Genomic DNA, 16,168 nt, shown 5'->3' on the forward strand with positions numbered 1-16,168 from the left:
GGGGTGGCAAGACACGCGCAAATTGCCGATTTGACCGAAAGGGTGATTGCGCGACACGTTAGGCGGAATCTTCCGCGTCGGTTCACGGCTTCCGTGGGCGGGCCGCTTCGCCATGCGAGGGGGTCGGCGCGTCGGTAACGTCAGCCGCAGGGCGGGACGCGCCGCGACCCCCGGGGACGCGAGGAGGTGCACCGGTGGGCGACCCGGCCGTCGTGGTGGGGGTGGACATCGGCACCACCAGCACCAAGGCGGTCGCGTACGACACCGGTGGCCGGCAACTCGCCACCCACTCGATCGGCTACCCCCTAGAGGAGCCGCGCCCCGGCTACGCCGAGCAGGACCCGGTCCGGATCTTCGACGCCGTGGTGGGGTCGATCCGGGCGGTGGCCGAGGAGCTGCGCCGGCCGATCGCCGGCCTGTCGTTCAGCACCGCGATGCACAGCCTGATCGGGCTGGACGCCGGCGGCGCTCCGCTCACCCCGTCGGTCACCTGGGCCGACTCCCGGGCCAGCGCCCAGGCCGAGCGGCTACGGGCCGTCCCTTCCGGGCTGGCCATCCACCGGCGCACCGGCACCCCCGTGCACCCGATGGCGCCGCTGCCCAAGCTGGTCTGGTTCGCCGAGCAGCAACCGAAGCTGCACGAGCGGGTCGCGCACTGGGTCGGGATCAAGGACTATGTGCTGCTGCGCCTGGCCGGGGCGCTGGTCACCGACCACTCGGTCGCCTCCGCCACCGGGCTCATGAACATCCACCGGCTGGCCTGGGACGCCGAGGCGCTCGGCATCGCCGGGATCACCGAGGAGCAGCTTCCGCAGCTCGTCCCCACCACCCACGTGCTGCCCGGGCTGACCGCCGAGGCGGCCCGGGCCACCGGCCTGCCCCCGGACACCCCGATCGTGGTGGGCGCCGGCGACGGGCCGCTGGCGAACCTGGGGCTCGGCGCGGTGCATCCCGGCGAGGTGGCCTGCTCGATCGGCACCAGCGGGGCGATGCGGGTGATGGTGGAGCGCCCCGGCGTCGACCCGCTCGGTGGCGTCTTCTGCTACGCGCTGACCGAGCAGCGCTGGGTGGTCGGCGGGGCGATCAACAACGGCGGGATCGTCCTCCAGTGGGCCAACGAGGCGCTCGCCCCCGAGCTGGGCGAGCACGCCGAGGAGGAACTGCTCGACCTGGCCGCCGGGGCGCCGGTCGGCTCCGGCGGGCTGATCATGCTGCCCTACCTGCTCAGCGAGCGGGCGCCGCACTGGAGCGCGCTGCCCCGCGGCGCGTACGTGGGGCTGACCCACGGGCACGGCCGGGCGCACCTGGTCCGGGCCGCGCTGGAGGGGGTCTGCCAGCAGCTCGCGCTGGTCCTCGCCTCGGTCCGGGCGGCCGGCAACGAGGTACGCGAGGTCCGCGCCAGCGGCGGCTTCGCCCGCAGTCCCCTGTGGCGGCAGATCCTCGCCGACGCGCTCGGCATGCCGGTGCGCTTCCCGACCGGGCACGAGGGGTCCAGCTTCGGCGCCGCCCTGCTCGGCATGCAGGCGCTCGGCCTGATCGAGTCGATCGAGGTCGCCGCCGACCTGGTCAGGATCGACGAGACGGTACGCCCGAACCCCGCCTCCGCCGCCACGTACGCGGCTCTGCTGCCGCTCTTCTCCGAGCTGTACGACGCGCTCGTACCGACGTTCGCGTCCCTGCGGCGGCTGGCGCCGAGCCTGCCGCCGGAACCACCACCCACCGCTCCTCCCCAGTGATCGCCCGTACCGGAGGCACGGACGACTACCGAAGGTCGTGATTGCCGTGGTCACACTGCTCGCCGCACCGGCGGAACCGCTCACGAACGCCGGCAACACCCAACTCGTCATCGCCGCTCTGCTCGGCATCGCCGCGGTGGTGGTGCTGATCGCCTGGGGCAAGGTGCACCCGTTCCTGGCGCTGATCCTCGGCGCGGCCGTGCTCGGCGTGGTCGCCGGGGTCAGCGCCGACAAGATCGTCACCTCGTTCAGCGGCGGGGTCGGGTCCACGGTCGGCGGCGTCGGCCTGCTGATCGCGCTCGGCGCGATGATCGGCGGCCTGCTCGCCGAATCCGGCGGCGCGGACAGCATCGTGGAACGGGTGGTCGGCCGGGTCTCCGGCGGCGCGCTGCCCTGGGCCATGGCCGGCGTGGCCGCGCTGATCGGGCTCCCCCTCTTCTTCGAGGTCGGCGTGGTCCTGCTGGTGCCGATCGTGCTGCTGGTCTCCCGCCGGGTCGACGTGCCGCTGATGAAGATCGGCATCCCGGCGCTGGCCGGCCTGTCGGTGCTGCACGGCCTGGTGCCACCGCACCCCGGCCCGCTGGTCGCGATCGACGCGCTCGGCGCCAACCTCGGCCAGACCCTGGCCCTGGGCCTGCTGGTCGCGATCCCCACGGTGATCATCGCCGGCCCGGTCTTCGGCAACTTCATCGCCCGCTACGTGCCGGCCACCGCGCCGGAGGCGCTGCTGCCCACCCGGCGGCCGCTCGCCGTCGGCGGGGACCGGCGGCCGACCCGCCCCGGCGAGGGCCGGCTCGACGCCGACGGTGACCTGGTCACCGAGGACGACCTGGTCAACCCAGGCGCCGGCCGCCCCGGCGCGCCGATCGAGGAGCCGGTGGGCCCGCGCGCCCGCCGCGAGCCGGCGCTCTGGGCCGCCGTGGTCACCGTGCTGCTGCCGGTGGTGCTCATGCTGCTGCGCGCGATCGGCGAGCTGACCCTGGCCGAGGACACCGCCGGCCGCAAGGCGCTGGACATCGTCGGCACCCCGATCGTCGCGCTGCTGGCCGGCGTCATCTTCGCGATGATCTTCCTGGGCTACGGGACCGGGTTCAGCCGCAACCAGGTCTCCGGCTTCCTGGGCGGCTCGCTGCCGGCGATCGCCGGCATCCTGCTGATCGTCGCCGCCGGCGGCGGCTTCAAGCAGGTGCTGGTCGACGCGGGCGTGGGCAACCTGGTCGCGGACGCCTCCGAGGGCGCGAACCTGTCGCCGCTGCTGCTGGGCTGGCTGGTCGCGGTCGGCATCCGGGTGGCCACCGGCTCGGCCACCGTCGCCACCATCACCGCCGCCGGCATCGTCTCGCCGCTCGCGGCCACCCTCCAGGGCCCGGAGGTGGCGCTGCTCGCGCTGGCCATCGGCTGCGGCTCGCTGTTCTTCTCGCACGTCAACGACGCCGGCTTCTGGCTCGTGAAGGAGTACTTCGGGTTGACCGTCGGGCAGACCATCAAGAGCTGGTCGGTGATGGAGACGATCATCTCGGTGGTCGGCTTCGCCGGCGTCCTCCTGCTCGACCTGGTGTTGTAGCGGGCGTCTGTCGCGCGGGCGCCCGGCCAGGCTGGTCGGGCGCCCGCTCGTCGCTGACCTCGGGAACGACTCAGCGGTCCGCGCGCTCTGCGCAGGTCGCGGCCGGCCGGTGATGTTCCCGCGAGCGACTACGAACTTGATGACGTGGGTGACTCAAACCCCTTGGACCGGGTCACGGCGCTTCGACGCCGGAGATGAGGAACCGGTGCACCTCCGCGCCGAGGATCATCGCCGCCTGTTCGCCGCCCGGGCCGGAGCCGCGGAAGTCGAGCAGTTGCTCGTCGGACTCCCACCGCTCGTAGACGTTGATCCGGCCCGGCTCGACCAGGTCCGCGCTGACCGCGAAGTCCACGCAGCCCGGCGCCGAGCGGGCCGCCCGGACGACCTCTGTGCAGGAGGCCAGGTAGGCGTCCCGCTGGGCCGGGTCGACGTAGAGGGTGCCGGCGACGATGAACACGTGTCCTCCCGAGGGTGAGTCGTCCGGCCCATCCTGGCACCCGGGGCGGATCAGGCCCGGCTGATCGCGTTGGCGTGGATCGCCTCGTTCAGGTACGCGGCCAGGCCCGGCCGGATGTTCTCGTAGTACGCGGTGAACCGCGGGTCGGCCAGGTACATGTCCGCCAGCCCGGTGTGGATCTCGTACGAGCAGTCGTAGAACCACCGGCTGATGAGCTGGCGGTGCTCCTCGGCCATGGCCATGGCCTCCGGCGAGTCGGCCGGGGCGCCCGACTCCATCAGCGCGGTGATCCGCCGCCCCCACTCCTCGTTCTCGGCCTTGTTGCGCAGCCAGTCCTCCTTCGAGTAGCGGGCGGCCCGCTCGGTCGACTGCCGGTACGCGTCGGTGCCGCCCCAGCGCCGCTCGGCCTCCTCGGCGTGCTCGTCCGGGTCGAAGTCCCCGAACACCTCGAACCGCTCCTCCGGGGTGAGCTGAATGTCCAACTTTCTCGCCTCCATCGCGAGTTCGATCGCCGCGACCATGTCCCGCAACTTCCCGATCCGCCCGGTCAGCAGCTCGTGCTGCCGGCGTAGGTGCGGCAACGGATCGCCGCCCGGGTCGTCGAGGATCTCGGCGATCTCCTCCAACGGGAACCCCAGCTCCCGGTAGGCCCGGATCAGCTGCAACCGTTCCAGGTCCGCGTCGTCGTAGCGGCGGTAGCCCGCCGCGGTGCGGCCGCTCGGCGAGAGCAGCCCGATCTCGTCGTAGTGGTGCAGCGTCCGGACCGTCACCCGGGCCGCCCGCGCCACCTGACCCACCGTGTACGCCATGGTTCCCTCCCTTCCGCGACCAAGGCTCCCGCCTCCCGTTGCGTGAGGGTCAAGCGTGATTCGGAACTCTCATTCCACCCAGTCCAGAAGCTCGGGGACGACATATTCGCCGTACCCGAGAGCCTCGCCCAGGCGGAGCAGGCGCGCGAACTGATCGGCTTTGATCGATGGCACGTGCTGCGTCGCCATCCGGAGCGACCAGCGCAGGGCCAGGTCCGGGCTGCAGGCCCGGTTGCAGCGCAGGAGGGTCGTCGTCAGCCGGCCCTCCGGGCTCCACTCCTCCGGTACGGACGCCGCCAGTCCGACGATCTCGCTGGCGACAGCGTCAGCGAGGGCGATGCCCGACTCCCAATCCGCCTCCGGTCGTGGCGACTCGCCGTGTTCCTGCTGCCAGCGCACACACCGCTCGATGATCAGCCGCAGCCACTCTGGCCCGGACGGCGACGCGGCGTCCGGGCCGAAAAAGATCGGCTGCCAGGTTCCCGTGATCCAAAGGAGTTCGATCTCCTCCGCGGTCAGCCCGTGGAGCATCGAGGCGGCGTCCCGCCGCAGCGCCTCGACCTCCCACGGATCCGTCTCCGGACCGAGCGCCTTCCCAATGAGTTCATCGGCTGTGCCCGAATAGCGCCAGTCCTGATGGAACTGGGTGGCGAACCAGGTGAGGCCGAAGTCGAACGGGGTGGGACGGTTCATGCGCGACAGTATCTTCGCTCGGGCGGACAGCGACGGCCCCAGCCTCCGCCGGGAGATGCGGGAGGCCGGGGCGGTCGGGGACCAGGTCAGGCGGTGACCCGCTCCTTCTCAGGTGCGGCGAAGGTCTCGCTGGCCGGGGTGCGGAAGGCGTGCACCAGGCCGGCGACCGAGAGCAGCAGGAGCAGCGCCGCGCCGAGGTACATGGCCAGGGCGCCCTGCTCGGCCTTGCGGCCGAACTCGCTGAAGCCGTACGAGGTGAGCAGCAGGCCGCGCAGGGTCTCACCCTTGAACACGGTCTCCCGCTGGGCGGTGACGTCGGCGAGCTGCTTCTGCAGGTCGGCCAGGTTGGCGGCGTTGCTCTGCTGGGCCTGGGCCACCTGCTCGCGCAGCGCGGTCTGCGGCGCGCCCAGGTCGGCGTAGGTCTTGCCGTCGCCGATCGACTTGAGGTGCAGGCCGATGTACTCATTTGCGTAGCACTCGGCCTGTTTGCCGGTGGTGAGCTGCTTGCCGGCGTACTCGCGCAGGCAGTCCGACTTCTTCTCCTCGTCGCTCAGCCGGTCGGCCGGAGTAAAGCTGATGTGCTGGGCGGCGAGCTGGTCGTGCACGTAGCGGTTGGCGAAGTTGGCGTTCGTCGTCAGGACGACGCCGACGACGAGCAGCAGGACCGCGAGGCCCAGCCCACCGATGCTGAACAACAGGTCGAGCGTCCGTCGCTTCATCTTCGGCTCCTGTGTGGATGGTGTCTGCGTTTCTTGTCGACACCATCGTGGCGGTGGGCGGGGCACCGCCGGCAGGGCCGAACCCCCCGTCCTGCCCGGGACCTTCGACCCTGCGCCGGGCGGGCCGGTCAGCGGGCCGCGTCGACCGGGGTGAGCGCGGGGAGCAGCTCCGACAGGGCGGCTGGGCGGCCGTAGCGCCAGCCCTGGCCGTGCAGGCAGCCGATCGCGGCCACCGCGGCGTGCTGGCTGCCGGTCTCCACGCCCTCGGCCACCACGGCCAGGTCGAACGCGCCCGCCAGCCGGGTGACCATCTCCACCGTGGCGTACGCCCGCGCGTCGCCGGCGTCGAGTCGGGACACGAAGGACCGGTCGATCTTCAGCTCGGTGGCCGGGATCCGGTGCAGGTAGCTCAGCGAGGAGTAGCCGGTGCCGAAGTCGTCGATGGCGATGCGCACCCCGAGGTCGCGGAGCTGGGTCAGCCCGTCGAGCACCGCCTCGCTCCCCTCGATCAGGGCCGACTCGGTGAGTTCCAGGGTGAGTGCGCGGGGCGGCAGGCCGGCCGCGCCGACGGCCCCGGTGACCGTGGCGATCAGGTCGGGACGGCGCAGGTGGGCGGCGGCGATGTTGACCGCCACGCTCACCTCGGGGGCGTGCTTCCGCCAGGTGGCCGCCGCCCGGCACGCCTCGTGAATCACCCACCGGTCGATGGCCAGGATCAGTCCGGTCTCCTCGGCCAGCGGCAGGAACCGCGCCGGCGTGAGCACGCCGAGCCGGGGGTGCCGCCAGCGGACCAGCGCCTCGGCGCTGCGTACCGTGCCGGTGGCCAGGTCGACGATGGGCTGGAACTCCATGAGCAGCTGGCCCTCGTCGACGGCGCGGCGCAGGTCGGCGATCAGCTCGGCCCGGGTCACCGCCGACTCCCGCAGCTGTGGCGTGCAGGTCCGGTACGCGGACTTGCCGGCCGCCTTCGCCGCGTACATGGCGATGTCGGCGTCGCGGAGCAGGTCGGTGTGGGAGGTGTGCTGCGGGCCGTACTCGGCGATGCCGATGCTGGCCGAGGGGTGCACGCCCAGGTCCTCCTCGCCGGGCAGCGGTTCGAGGGCGGCGAGCAGCCGGACGGCCAGCCGCTCGGGCGGCACCGGCCGGTCCCCGGCGACCAGCACGGCGAACTCGTCGCCGCCGAGCCGCGCGATCATCCCGTCCGGGCCGGTCGCGTCCCGCATCCGCTCCGCGATGGTGCGCAGCAGCCGGTCACCGGCGGCGTGCCCGAAGCGGTCGTTGACCTGCTTGAACCCGTCCAGGTCGAGGAGCAGCACGGCGACCGGGCCGCCGTCGCGCAGGGCGCGGCGCAGCCGCCGGGTGAAGGTCAGCCGGTTGGGCAGGCCGGTGAGCTGGTCGGAGTAGGCGAGCCGGCGCAGCCGGGCGACCAGCCGCAGGTTCTCGTTGGCGGCCAGCCCCTGGCGCAGCGCGAGCACTCCGAGCAGCGTCATCATGCCGATGAAGATCAGGTGCGGGGTTTGCCCGGTGGGCCGCCGGGAGAGCACCACGGCGACGATCGCCCCGCCCACCGGCAGGTACGGCAGGGCGACCCGCCACCACGGCGGCAGCGGCGACTCGCCGCTCTCCTCCTCTTCGGTGCAGGTGGGCGGCGGTGGGTAGCGGGTGGCGAGGCCGATCAGCAGGTAGCTCAGCGGCCAGCAGACGTCGATCGGGTGGCCGGGGGCGTAGGTGCCGTGCGCGACGAGCGAGACGTAGACGGCGTCGGCCGTGGCCCGGGTGGCCAGGCCGACGCCGATCACGGTGAGCGCCCGCCACATCGGACGGGCGGGTCCGGCGACCGCCACCAGGATGGTGAGCTGCATCAGGTCGAGCATCGGGTAGAGCAGCCCGGCGGTGCGCAGCGGATCGGCCAGGTCGGCGGCGGCGAGGTCGCGGAACACCACCACCCAGCCGATCGGGATGAGGGCCAGCGCGACGATCACCCCGTCGAGCAGGGTGCGGGCCTGCCCGACGAGGCTGCGCGGGGCGGCCAGGGAGCAGAGCAGCGCGGCGGTGCCGGTGACGATGCCGGCGGTGAACAGCCCGCCGACCAGCGGGGTGTGCGGCAGGTCGTGCCCGCCGAGCCGCTCGACCGTCCACACCGTGCGGCCGAGCGCCGCGAGGATCATGGTGGCCGCGAGCAGCGCCCAGAACCGGCGCAGCGGGGCCGGGTGCCGCCGGGCCACGCCCGTGCAGGCCACCGCCGCCCAGGTCGACACCGCCACCGCGCCGAGGTCGCTGACCAGGGCTCCGCCCGGCAGGCCGGCGACGAGCCAGGCCGCTTCCCCGAGTACGACGAGGACGGCCGCGGCGAGCCCGACACGGCCGGAGAGCGGGCGACGGGCCGGCGCCACGGCGGCGGGGCTCACGTCGTGCTGGGGGACAACGATTCGCTCCGGCTCTCTCTTGAGACGTGCACCCTCGGCGGTGAGGACCGGTTGCGGACGGCGAACGGCGCAAGCCTAGCCAGCGCCCGGTGCCGCCGCCAGAGCCGATCGGTGGTGCTCACCGCCCCGGCGGGCCGGGGTGTGCCGGGGCGCCGCGGCGGTAGAGGGAGACCAGGACGCCGTAGCGGGGCTGGTCGGGGCCGGCCTCCTCGGCCTCGCCGACGAGCGCGTCGAGGGTGGCCCGGAGCCGCTGGGCCTGGGCCGGGGTGAGCCGCAGGTGGCGCAGGTGCAGCAGCGGGTCGGGGTCGCCGGCCAGTTCCTCGGCGACCGCGCCGAACAGCGCGCCGGTGGCGCCGGCGTCGACGGTCTCGCCGACCAGGCGGCGGAAGGCGCGCTCGTGGTACTGCTCGGTGCCGCCCCGGACCTGGCGGGTGTGCGCGACGCGGACCATGCCGGCCTCGGTGAGCACCTTGAGGTGGTGCGCGACGGTGCCCTTGGCCGCGCCGAGCCCGGTGGCCAGCTGGCTGATGGTGGCCGGCCCGGACCCGAGCGCGAAGAGCAGCCGGTGCCGGAACGGGTGGGCCAGCGCCTTGAACTGGGCCGGGGTGCGGATCTCCAGCGGTTCGTCGGTCACCACGAAAGCGTCCAATTCTCTTGACGCTTTGTCAACCATGCTGCTCTACTCAGGACATGCGCCAGGATGAGATCACCGACATCGTCGAGCGGGCCGCGAAGCTCGTCGCCGAGCAGTACGTCTTTCCCGAGGTGGCCGGCCGCATCGCCGCCCACCTCGGCGACCGGCTCCGCGCGGGGGCCTACGCGGGGGCGGCCGACGCGGCGGCGCTCGGCGCGCTGGTCACCACCGACCTGCAGGCGGCCAACGGCGACCTGCACCTGCGGCTCAAGCACCACGAGACGCCGCTGGCCGACATCGCCGACGACCCCGCCGAGGTGCACTTCGCGCGGCTCGCCACGCTCACCATGGGCGGCGTGGCCCGGGTGGAACGGCTGCCCGGCAACGTCGGGCTGCTGACGATCACGCCGTACCTCTTCCCACCCCAACTGGCCGGCGACCTCGTGACGGCCGCACTCCGGTTGCTCGCCCGGCACCGACGCGCTCCTGCTCGACCTGCGCGACAACCGGGGCGGCAGCCCGGACATGGTGGCCCTGGTCTGCGGCTGGTTCTTCGCCGAGCCGGCCCACCTGCACACCATGCACGACCGGGCCGGCGCCACCCACCAGTACTGGAGCGCCGCCTGGCTGCCCGTGCCCCGCTACGCGCCGGAGAAGCCGGTGTTCGTGCTGACCGGCCCGGAGACGTTCTCCGGCGGCGAGGAGCTGGCCTACGACCTCCAGCAGCTCGGCCGGGCCACCGTGGTCGGCGAGCGGACCCGGGGCGGGGCGCACCCGCGGGTCGGGCACCGGCTGCACCCGCACCTGGAGCTGACCGTGCCGGTGGCCCGGCCGGTGAACCCGGTCAGCGGCACCAACTGGGAGGGCTGCGGGGTGGCCCCGGATGTCGAGACGCCCGCCGGGGCGGCGCGCGACGTCGCGTACCGGAAGGCGCTGGAGGCCCTGCTGGCGGCGGACCCGGGGCGGCCGACGGCGGTCGAGGCCGGTGAGGCGCTGGCCGCGCTCAGCTGACCGGCGCGGGCATCAGGACCAGTCCTCGGCTGGATCGGCGTCGGCCGCCGGGACCGGGTCCGCGGGGGCGGGTGTCGCGGCGGGTGGGCCGCCGTGGGTCCACGGGGTCTCCTCGGGGGCGGGGAAGGCGCCGGACGGCAGGAAGCCGTCCGAGAGGGTGGTGAGGCAGAGCCGCTCCCCCACCTCCGGCACGCTGCCCGGCGTGGCGGTCAGCCCGCGCCCCATCCCGCCGGAGAGCTCCAGCACCACCTCGGTCTTGCCGTCCGCGGCCGGGGTCACGAAGACCACCTTGGCCTTCTGGCCCGGCCGCGCCGGCGAGTGGAGCGTCGCGCCGACCGGCACGAGCACCGGCTCGGTGGTGACCACCTGGATCCGCGGGCGCAGCACCGGCCGCTTGCCGGTGTCGTCCACCCGCTTCGGGTCGGCCAGGGTCACGTCGCCGACGAACGCCTCCCCGGTCAGCCGGTGCTCGGCCATGACCAGCGGGTCGTCGTAGGCGCGCTGCACCGCGTAGGAGGCCAGCGCCCGCTCCAGCCGGTGCAGGCGCATGGCCGCGGCCACCGCACCGTCCCGCCGCGGCTGCGGGCCGCCCCCGGCGTCGACGTGCTCGGCGTGCGCCGTGAAGGCGTCCTTGTCGCCGTCCCAGCGGCCGGCCACCCGCGCGCCGGGCGCCAGCCCGCGGAGCAACCCGACGCCGCGCCACATCAGCTCCCAGGTGGGCGCCAGCTGGTCGCGCAGCAGCTTCTCCAGCTCCGCGTACGCGGCCGCGCGGGCAACCGGGTCGTCACCGGCGCGGGTGTACGCCTCGATGGCCGGCGCGAGCCGGTGGTTGTCGAAGTCCGGGTCGGTGGCCGGGCCGGCCGGCGGGAAGTGCTCCGGGTCCTCGGCGCGGGCGGCGGCCTCGGCGCCGGTGAGCCCGGGCGGCGGGTCGAGCCAGCCGAGCAACGCCGGGAGGTGCAGGTCCTCCACGGCGCTCTGCCCGGTCGCCCAGTGCAGCGTCAGCGCCTCGGTCATCGCCACGAGCGCCGCCGAGCCGGGGTGCTCGGCGCGCTCGGCGAAGAAGGTCAGCCAGCGGCCGAGCAGCGGCACCGACGGGTGCACCGGGTGCTCGCCGTCCGGCCGGCGGAACCGGGTGGAGCGGCCGAACAGCCGCAGGAAGGTGATCCCGGCCGGGTTCGGCACGAGCACCTGCGGGGCGTCGACGTAGCGGTGCCGGACGTCCCGGCCCCGGTCGACCGGCACCGCCTCGGTGCGGTCCCGGAACTCGTCCAGGTAGGGCAGCACGATCCCGGCCAGCTCGGCCGCGAACGCGAAGCGCTGGTCCCGGTTGCGGGGCTGCGGCACGACCAGCAGCCGGGCCTCGTCGGGTGCGGCGCCGACCAGGGCCGCGAGCGGGGCGTTCGCCTCGCCGGCCAGGGCGAGCGGCACCAGCACCAGCGGGCGGTCGGACAGGTGCAGGTGCCGGACGGTGGCCACCGGCTGGGCCACCCCGGCGGCGACCGCCTGCGCCTGGGCCAGCGCGCGCAGGGTGCTCACCGGGTCCTCCGGGCGGGGCGTCGGGGCGTGGTCATGCGGGGTGTCCGGCGAGGGCGTCGGCGCGCAGGCGCGCGGCGGCGCGCAGCAGCGCGGCGGCCTCCGCCTGCTCCGGTTCGGGGGCGCGTTCACCGGTCGCGAGCGCCAGCACCTCGGTCACCTCGGCGACGCCGCCGAGCGCCTCCCGGACCGGCCGGCCCAGCGCGCCGGTGTGGCCGCGCGCCTCGTGCCGGCAGAAGTAGGCCAGCTCGCAGGCGGCCAGGCAGTCCGGCGCGTAGCGGGCCGGGACGCCGGCGAGCGCACCGGCCAGCGTCGCCGGGTCGGCGGTCAGGTCGGCGGTGAACCCGGCCGGCACGGCGGCGAGCAGGTCGTCGATCCGGGCCATCCGGTCGAGCTGCCGGCGCAGCACCAGCAACTGCTTGCGCACGTCGAGCAGGCTGGCCACCGGCCGGTTGGCGAAGTCGCGCGGGCAGACCAGCACCACCTCGTGCGAGACAAGGTCCGGATCCTGCCCCTCGGCGGCGAGCAGTTCGCGCAGCGCCAGCACGTAGACGGCGGACTGGATCGCGGCGGCGGCCACCTTGGCCGGGTCGGCCTGGCCGTCGATGACCGGGAAGGACTTGATCTCCACGACGTGGAAGCGGCCGGCGAGCCGGGCGGCCACCAGGTCCGGCTCCAGGTTCACCCGGCGGCCGGCGACGTCCAGGCCGAGCAGCGGGTGGTCGAAGAGCGCTGGCCCGTCCCCGGACGCCGTCAGCGCGGCGCGCGAACGCTCCGGCCGGTCCTCGTCGCCGCCCAGGTCGGTCCAGGTGGCCCCGTCCGGCACCGGTACGCCCAGCCGCTCCGCGACCAGGCGCAGCAGCTCCGCCCCGCCGTCCGCCTTCACCTGAGCCTCGAACGCGTTGCCCCGGGTGATTGCGAAGCGGGACTGGCCGAACCGGGCCGGGAAGCCGATCCGCTCGGCCAGCTTCGGCTTGTCGACCCCGGCGCTGTCCAGCACCGCCCGGCGGGTGCAGCCGGGATTGCCGGTCAGCGCGGCGATGGTGCGGGCGTTGTGCCGCCGGGGCGGCACGCCACCCCGGATGTCGGCCAGGCGCTGCGCGGTCTCCGTCATGATCCGCCCAGAATAGGCGGTGTGCGCTCACCGCTCCCGCAGCCGGCGCCACCACCAGCCCGCGCCGCGTTCCCAGTCCCGGACCGGCCACGGCACGGGAACGGTACGGCGGTGGTACTCGCGATCGAGACGGTCGACGATGCGCCCGAGGTCGGCCCGCGCGGCGGCGGGCAACCGGGGCAGTACCTCGGCGAGCAGATCACGGTCGTCCTCCGGCTCGATGCCGGGACTCAGGTGCTGCGGGCCGCTCAGGTAGCGGCCGGGCTGCCGCAGGACGGCGACGTACCCGGCGAGCGCGCGGTGGACGGCGTTGACGTGGTAGTGCCGCTCCTCCAGCCGCCGCACAGCGACCCGGGTGAGGGCGGTGACGCCGCGGATGCGCCGGACCGGAACGCCCTCGGACGGCCTCCAGTTCGCGGCCCGCAGGGCCTTCGGACGCCTACGCGGCATCGGCCTTTCGCGGTCGGCTCATGCCGACGATCCTGCCAGTCGCACCGCGACCCGGCCAGCCACTTCACGCTGTCGTCAGCGGCCGGCGGAGCGGTTCCAGGGTGAGCGGGGTGACTGGGCGCCCGCCGTGGGCCGGCTGCGGCGGCGGTGCCGGCGGCCGGGCGTGCAGGGCGGCCGGGAGACGGTGTGCACCGGCGCGGCCGGCGGGGTGACCGGCTGGCGGCCGATCAGCCAGCAGAGGAAGCGCGCCACGGTCAGCCGACCGGGAGGCGCTCGGCCTCGGCCCGGGAGACCTCGTACTCCGCGCCGCAGAACGTGCACTGCTGGGCGTAGCGGGTGCGCACCGGGATCAGCGGGATGAAGAAGAGGGTGAATTTCGTGGCCCGCCGGGTGATGACCTGGGCGGCCTGGTTGCCGCAGTTGCGGCAGACCTGGGTGACCACGCCGGACCGGTCGACCTTGGTCCGGAGGCCGAAGATGAAGAACATCGCCCGGCATTACCCCGCCGGGCCCCGAAAATCACCACCGATATTTTTCCCTCGGCTGTCCGGATGCGCGACGCCCGATCGTCAGGGGGGATGGAAGCACGACCGACAGGAGTGAAGCGATGAAGTACATGATGCTCGTCTGCACCGACACCCAGCCGGACCGGAACCCGGACGCCGCGCCCGACATCGAGAAGTGGGTGGCCGAGCGGGACGCCAACGGCCAGCGGCTGACCGGCAGCCGGTTCGCGCCCCCGTCGGCCGCGACCACCGTCCGGGTCCGCGACGGCGAGCTGCTGCTCACCGACGGCCCGTTCGCCGAGACCAAGGAGGTGATCGTGGGCTTCGACCTGCTGGAGTGCGCCGACCTGGACGAGGCGGTCGAGGTGGCCCGCGCCCACCCGATGGCGTACGCCGGGCGCATCGAACTGCGCCCGCTGGTGGAGGACTGATCCGGGTGACCGACGCGGCCGGGGCGGTCGCCGACGCGGGCGCCGAGGCGTACCCGCGGATCGTGGCCGCCCTGATCCGCGTCACCGGCGACTGGACCCTCGCCGAGGACTGCGCCCAGGAGGCCCTCGCGGCGGCGCTGGAGCGCTGGCCCCGGACCGGCGTGCCGGACAACCCGGGCGGGTGGCTGATGACCACCGCCCGCAACCGGGCGGTGGACGTGCTGCGCCGGGCCAGCGTGGAACGCCGCAAGCTGCGCGACCTGGCGCTGCTCACCGATCCCACGCCCGCGCAACCGGAGGGAGACGTGGTGGACGACCGGCTCCGGCTCATCTTCACCTGCTGCCACCCGGCGCTGGCGCTGGAGGCCCGGGTGGCGCTGACCCTGCGCACGGTGGCCGGGGTGCCGACCGCCGACATCGCCCGCGCCTTCCTGGTCACCGAGTCGACGATGACCCGCCGGCTCACCCGGGCCAAGGCCCGGATCGCCGCGGCCGGCGTGCCGTACCGGGTGCCGACCGGGCCCGCGCTGGTCGAGCGCCTGCCGGGCGTGCTGGGCGTGCTCTACCTGCTCTTCACCCGGGGGTACGACGCCGACGGCGAGCCCGCGTTCGCCGCCGAGGCGATCCGGCTGGCCCGGCTGCTGCACACGCTCCTGCCGGACCAGCCCGAGACGGCCGGGCTCCTCGCCCTGTTCCTGCTGCACCACTCCCGCCGGGCGGCCCGCCGCGACCCGTCCGGCGACCTGCTCACCCTCGACCGGCAGGACCGCGCCCGGTGGGACCGGGCCGCCATCGCCGAGGGCGTCGCGCTGCTGGAGCACGCCGGCGACGGCCCGTACGCCCTCCAGGCCCGGGTCGCCGCCGTGCACGCCACCGCCCCGACCGCCGCCGGGACCGACTGGCCGGCCATCGCCGGCTGCTACGACGCGCTGGTCGCACACCACCCGACCCCGGTGGTCCGGCTGAACCGGGCGGTGGCCCACGGCTACGCGTACGGCCCCGCCGCCGGGCTGGCCCTGCTCGCCGAGGCCCGGGCCGGCGGGGCGCTGGACGGCTACCCGCCGGCGGTGGCCGCCGAGGCCGAGTTGACCGCCCGCCTCGGCGACCCGGTACGCGCCGCCGCGCTGTTCCGGACCGCCGCCGACGCGGTCCGCTCCGAGCCGGAACGGCGGGCGCTGCTCCGCCGGGCCGCCGAACTGTCGCCCTGAGCGTCCCGGCTCGGGCTCGGGCGGGCGGGTTGGCGGTCCTGGGTCAGTCGGTGGCGCCGGAGGTGAGGCGGTCGACGACGGCGCGGACGGTGTCGACCGGGATGGCGAAGCCGAGCCCGATGCTGCCCTCGTCCTGACCGGTGGTGGCGATGGCGACGTTGATGCCGACCACCCGGCCGGCGGTGTCGACCAGCGCGCCGCCGGAGTTGCCGTGGTTGATCGCGGCGTCGGTCTGGATCAGGCCGCTCATGTCGTCCACCGAGCGGTCCAGCGCGGAGACGATGCCCGAGGTCACCGTCCCCTCCAACCCGAGCGGGCTGCCGAAGGCCACCACCGGATCGCCCACGCGGAGGGTGGCGTCGGAGCCGAGCGTCGCCGGGGTGAGCCCGCTGAGACCGTCGGCCCGCAGCAGCGCGATGTCCGCGCCGGTGTCGCTGCCGACGAGGGTGGCCGCGGCGGTCCGCCCGTCGGGCAGCTCCACGGCCAGGCTGCCGCCGGAGGAGATCACGTGCGCGTTGGTCAGGATCAGCCCGTCGGCGTCGAGGACGACACCCGAGCCGAGGCTGGTGCCGCCGGTGCCGGTGGCGGTGACCGTGACGATGCTCGGCGACACCCCGGCTACCACCGCCGAGAGGCCGTCGATCGTGCTGGTCGAGGCGGGGATGACCCGGACCGCCGTGGCCACGGTCCCGTCGTCGAGCAGCCGGTCGGTGACCAGCGCGCCGGAGGCGCCCCCGCCGAGCATGAGCACCAGCGCGGCGCCGGCCGCGACGAGCCGGCGGGCCGTCCGGCGGGGGCCACCCGGTCGCCGCCTGCCCGTCCCACCTCCCCGGCCGGACCGGTCGCGCCGGCCACGCCCCTGCCGCCCGGGACCGGG

At 74.6% G+C, this 16,168-nt stretch carries 16 protein-coding genes and 1 pseudogene; 6 read left to right on the forward strand and 11 right to left on the reverse strand.

The features are described 5' to 3' along the window. Window positions 1-194 precede the first annotated feature (194 nt). A complete protein-coding gene (locus ABZV78_RS02750; protein ID WP_355635048.1) occupies window positions 195-1,736 on the forward strand; it encodes a gluconokinase in 1,542 nt (513 codons plus the stop codon). 46 nt (window positions 1,737-1,782) lie between these two features. Then, a complete protein-coding gene (locus ABZV78_RS02755) occupies window positions 1,783-3,300 on the forward strand; it encodes an SLC13 family permease (RefSeq protein WP_355635049.1) in 1,518 nt (505 codons plus the stop codon). Between the two features lie 172 nt (window positions 3,301-3,472). Here the strand turns inward: ABZV78_RS02755 and ABZV78_RS02760 are convergent, their stop codons facing one another. From ABZV78_RS02760 to ABZV78_RS02785, 6 genes are all read right to left on the reverse strand, one after another. Then, window positions 3,473-3,757: an antibiotic biosynthesis monooxygenase family protein gene (locus ABZV78_RS02760; RefSeq protein WP_355635050.1), complete on the reverse strand. Its 285-nt coding sequence runs from the start codon at window positions 3,755-3,757 to the stop codon at window positions 3,473-3,475. Window positions 3,758-3,807: 50 nt separating this feature from the next. Continuing rightward, window positions 3,808-4,566: a MerR family transcriptional regulator gene (locus tag ABZV78_RS02765; RefSeq protein WP_355635051.1), complete on the reverse strand. Its 759-nt coding sequence runs from the start codon at window positions 4,564-4,566 to the stop codon at window positions 3,808-3,810. 69 nt (window positions 4,567-4,635) lie between these two features. After that, entirely contained in the window at window positions 4,636-5,259 is a 624-nt protein-coding gene (locus tag ABZV78_RS02770; protein WP_355635052.1) for a hypothetical protein, read from the reverse strand. A gap of 86 nt (window positions 5,260-5,345) precedes the next feature. After that, window positions 5,346-5,978: a hypothetical protein gene (locus tag ABZV78_RS02775; protein WP_355635053.1), complete on the reverse strand. Its 633-nt coding sequence runs from the start codon at window positions 5,976-5,978 to the stop codon at window positions 5,346-5,348. A gap of 128 nt (window positions 5,979-6,106) precedes the next feature. Next, complete coding sequence (locus tag ABZV78_RS02780) at window positions 6,107-8,386, reverse strand: EAL domain-containing protein (RefSeq protein ID WP_355635054.1); 2,280 nt, start codon at window positions 8,384-8,386, stop codon at window positions 6,107-6,109. A 136-nt stretch (window positions 8,387-8,522) separates the two neighbouring features. Beyond that, window positions 8,523-9,038 (reverse strand): helix-turn-helix domain-containing protein, encoded by a 516-nt coding sequence (locus ABZV78_RS02785; protein WP_355635055.1) that lies wholly within the window; start codon window positions 9,036-9,038, stop codon window positions 8,523-8,525. 56 nt (window positions 9,039-9,094) lie between these two features. Between ABZV78_RS02785 and ABZV78_RS02790 the strand changes: the two are divergent. Together ABZV78_RS02790 and ABZV78_RS02795 are read left to right on the forward strand one after the other, a co-directional pair. Further along, a pseudogene (locus ABZV78_RS02790) lies at window positions 9,095-9,268 on the forward strand (peptidase S41); the annotation flags it as partial. Between the two features lie 295 nt (window positions 9,269-9,563). Next, window positions 9,564-10,049 (forward strand): S41 family peptidase, encoded by a 486-nt coding sequence (locus tag ABZV78_RS02795; protein ID WP_355635056.1) that lies wholly within the window; start codon window positions 9,564-9,566, stop codon window positions 10,047-10,049. A 12-nt stretch (window positions 10,050-10,061) separates the two neighbouring features. Here ABZV78_RS02795 and ABZV78_RS02800 read toward each other — a convergent pair whose 3' ends face one another. From ABZV78_RS02800 to ABZV78_RS02815, 4 genes are all read right to left on the reverse strand, one after another. Further along, entirely contained in the window at window positions 10,062-11,585 is a 1,524-nt protein-coding gene (locus tag ABZV78_RS02800; RefSeq protein ID WP_355635057.1) for a hypothetical protein, read from the reverse strand. A gap of 31 nt (window positions 11,586-11,616) precedes the next feature. Continuing rightward, complete coding sequence (locus ABZV78_RS02805; protein WP_355635058.1) at window positions 11,617-12,696, reverse strand: hypothetical protein; 1,080 nt, start codon at window positions 12,694-12,696, stop codon at window positions 11,617-11,619. Window positions 12,697-12,723: 27 nt separating this feature from the next. Continuing rightward, entirely contained in the window at window positions 12,724-13,146 is a 423-nt protein-coding gene (locus ABZV78_RS02810; protein WP_355635059.1) for a hypothetical protein, read from the reverse strand. A 254-nt stretch (window positions 13,147-13,400) separates the two neighbouring features. Continuing rightward, complete coding sequence (locus ABZV78_RS02815) at window positions 13,401-13,634, reverse strand: zinc-ribbon domain-containing protein (protein ID WP_355635060.1); 234 nt, start codon at window positions 13,632-13,634, stop codon at window positions 13,401-13,403. A gap of 128 nt (window positions 13,635-13,762) precedes the next feature. Here ABZV78_RS02815 and ABZV78_RS02820 point away from each other — a divergent pair, with 128 nt between their 5' ends. Together ABZV78_RS02820 and ABZV78_RS02825 are read left to right on the forward strand one after the other, a co-directional pair. Continuing rightward, entirely contained in the window at window positions 13,763-14,083 is a 321-nt protein-coding gene (locus ABZV78_RS02820; RefSeq protein WP_244282711.1) for a YciI family protein, read from the forward strand. Then, window positions 14,080-15,291, forward strand: a complete 1,212-nt coding sequence (locus ABZV78_RS02825; RefSeq protein ID WP_355635062.1) for a sigma-70 family RNA polymerase sigma factor — start codon at window positions 14,080-14,082, stop codon at window positions 15,289-15,291. Before ABZV78_RS02820 ends, ABZV78_RS02825 begins: the two co-directional genes overlap by 4 nt. A gap of 43 nt (window positions 15,292-15,334) precedes the next feature. Here ABZV78_RS02825 and ABZV78_RS02830 read toward each other — a convergent pair. Then, window positions 15,335-16,168: trypsin-like peptidase domain-containing protein (locus ABZV78_RS02830; RefSeq protein WP_355635061.1), on the reverse strand; the 834-nt coding region annotated here is incomplete at its 5' end.

Origin of the sequence: Micromonospora sp. NPDC004540 (assembly GCF_040610095.1) — a bacterium.
Lineage (GTDB): Bacteria > Actinomycetota > Actinomycetes > Mycobacteriales > Micromonosporaceae > Micromonospora.

Coding starts and splice junctions, on each gene's coding strand:
- ABZV78_RS02765 (WP_355635051.1), bottom strand. CDS start 4,566: ATGGCGTACACGGTGGGTCAGGTGGCGCGGGCGGCCCGGGTGACGGTC.
- ABZV78_RS02795 (WP_355635056.1), top strand. CDS start 9,564: ATGGTGGCCCTGGTCTGCGGCTGGTTCTTCGCCGAGCCGGCCCACCTG.
- ABZV78_RS02770 (WP_355635052.1), bottom strand. CDS start 5,259: ATGAACCGTCCCACCCCGTTCGACTTCGGCCTCACCTGGTTCGCCACC.
- ABZV78_RS02810 (WP_355635059.1), bottom strand. CDS start 13,146: ATGCCGCGTAGGCGTCCGAAGGCCCTGCGGGCCGCGAACTGGAGGCCG.
- ABZV78_RS02820 (WP_244282711.1), top strand. CDS start 13,763: ATGATGCTCGTCTGCACCGACACCCAGCCGGACCGGAACCCGGACGCC.
- ABZV78_RS02805 (WP_355635058.1), bottom strand. CDS start 12,696: ATGACGGAGACCGCGCAGCGCCTGGCCGACATCCGGGGTGGCGTGCCG.
- ABZV78_RS02815 (WP_355635060.1), bottom strand. CDS start 13,634: ATGTTCTTCATCTTCGGCCTCCGGACCAAGGTCGACCGGTCCGGCGTG.
- ABZV78_RS02775 (WP_355635053.1), bottom strand. CDS start 5,978: ATGAAGCGACGGACGCTCGACCTGTTGTTCAGCATCGGTGGGCTGGGC.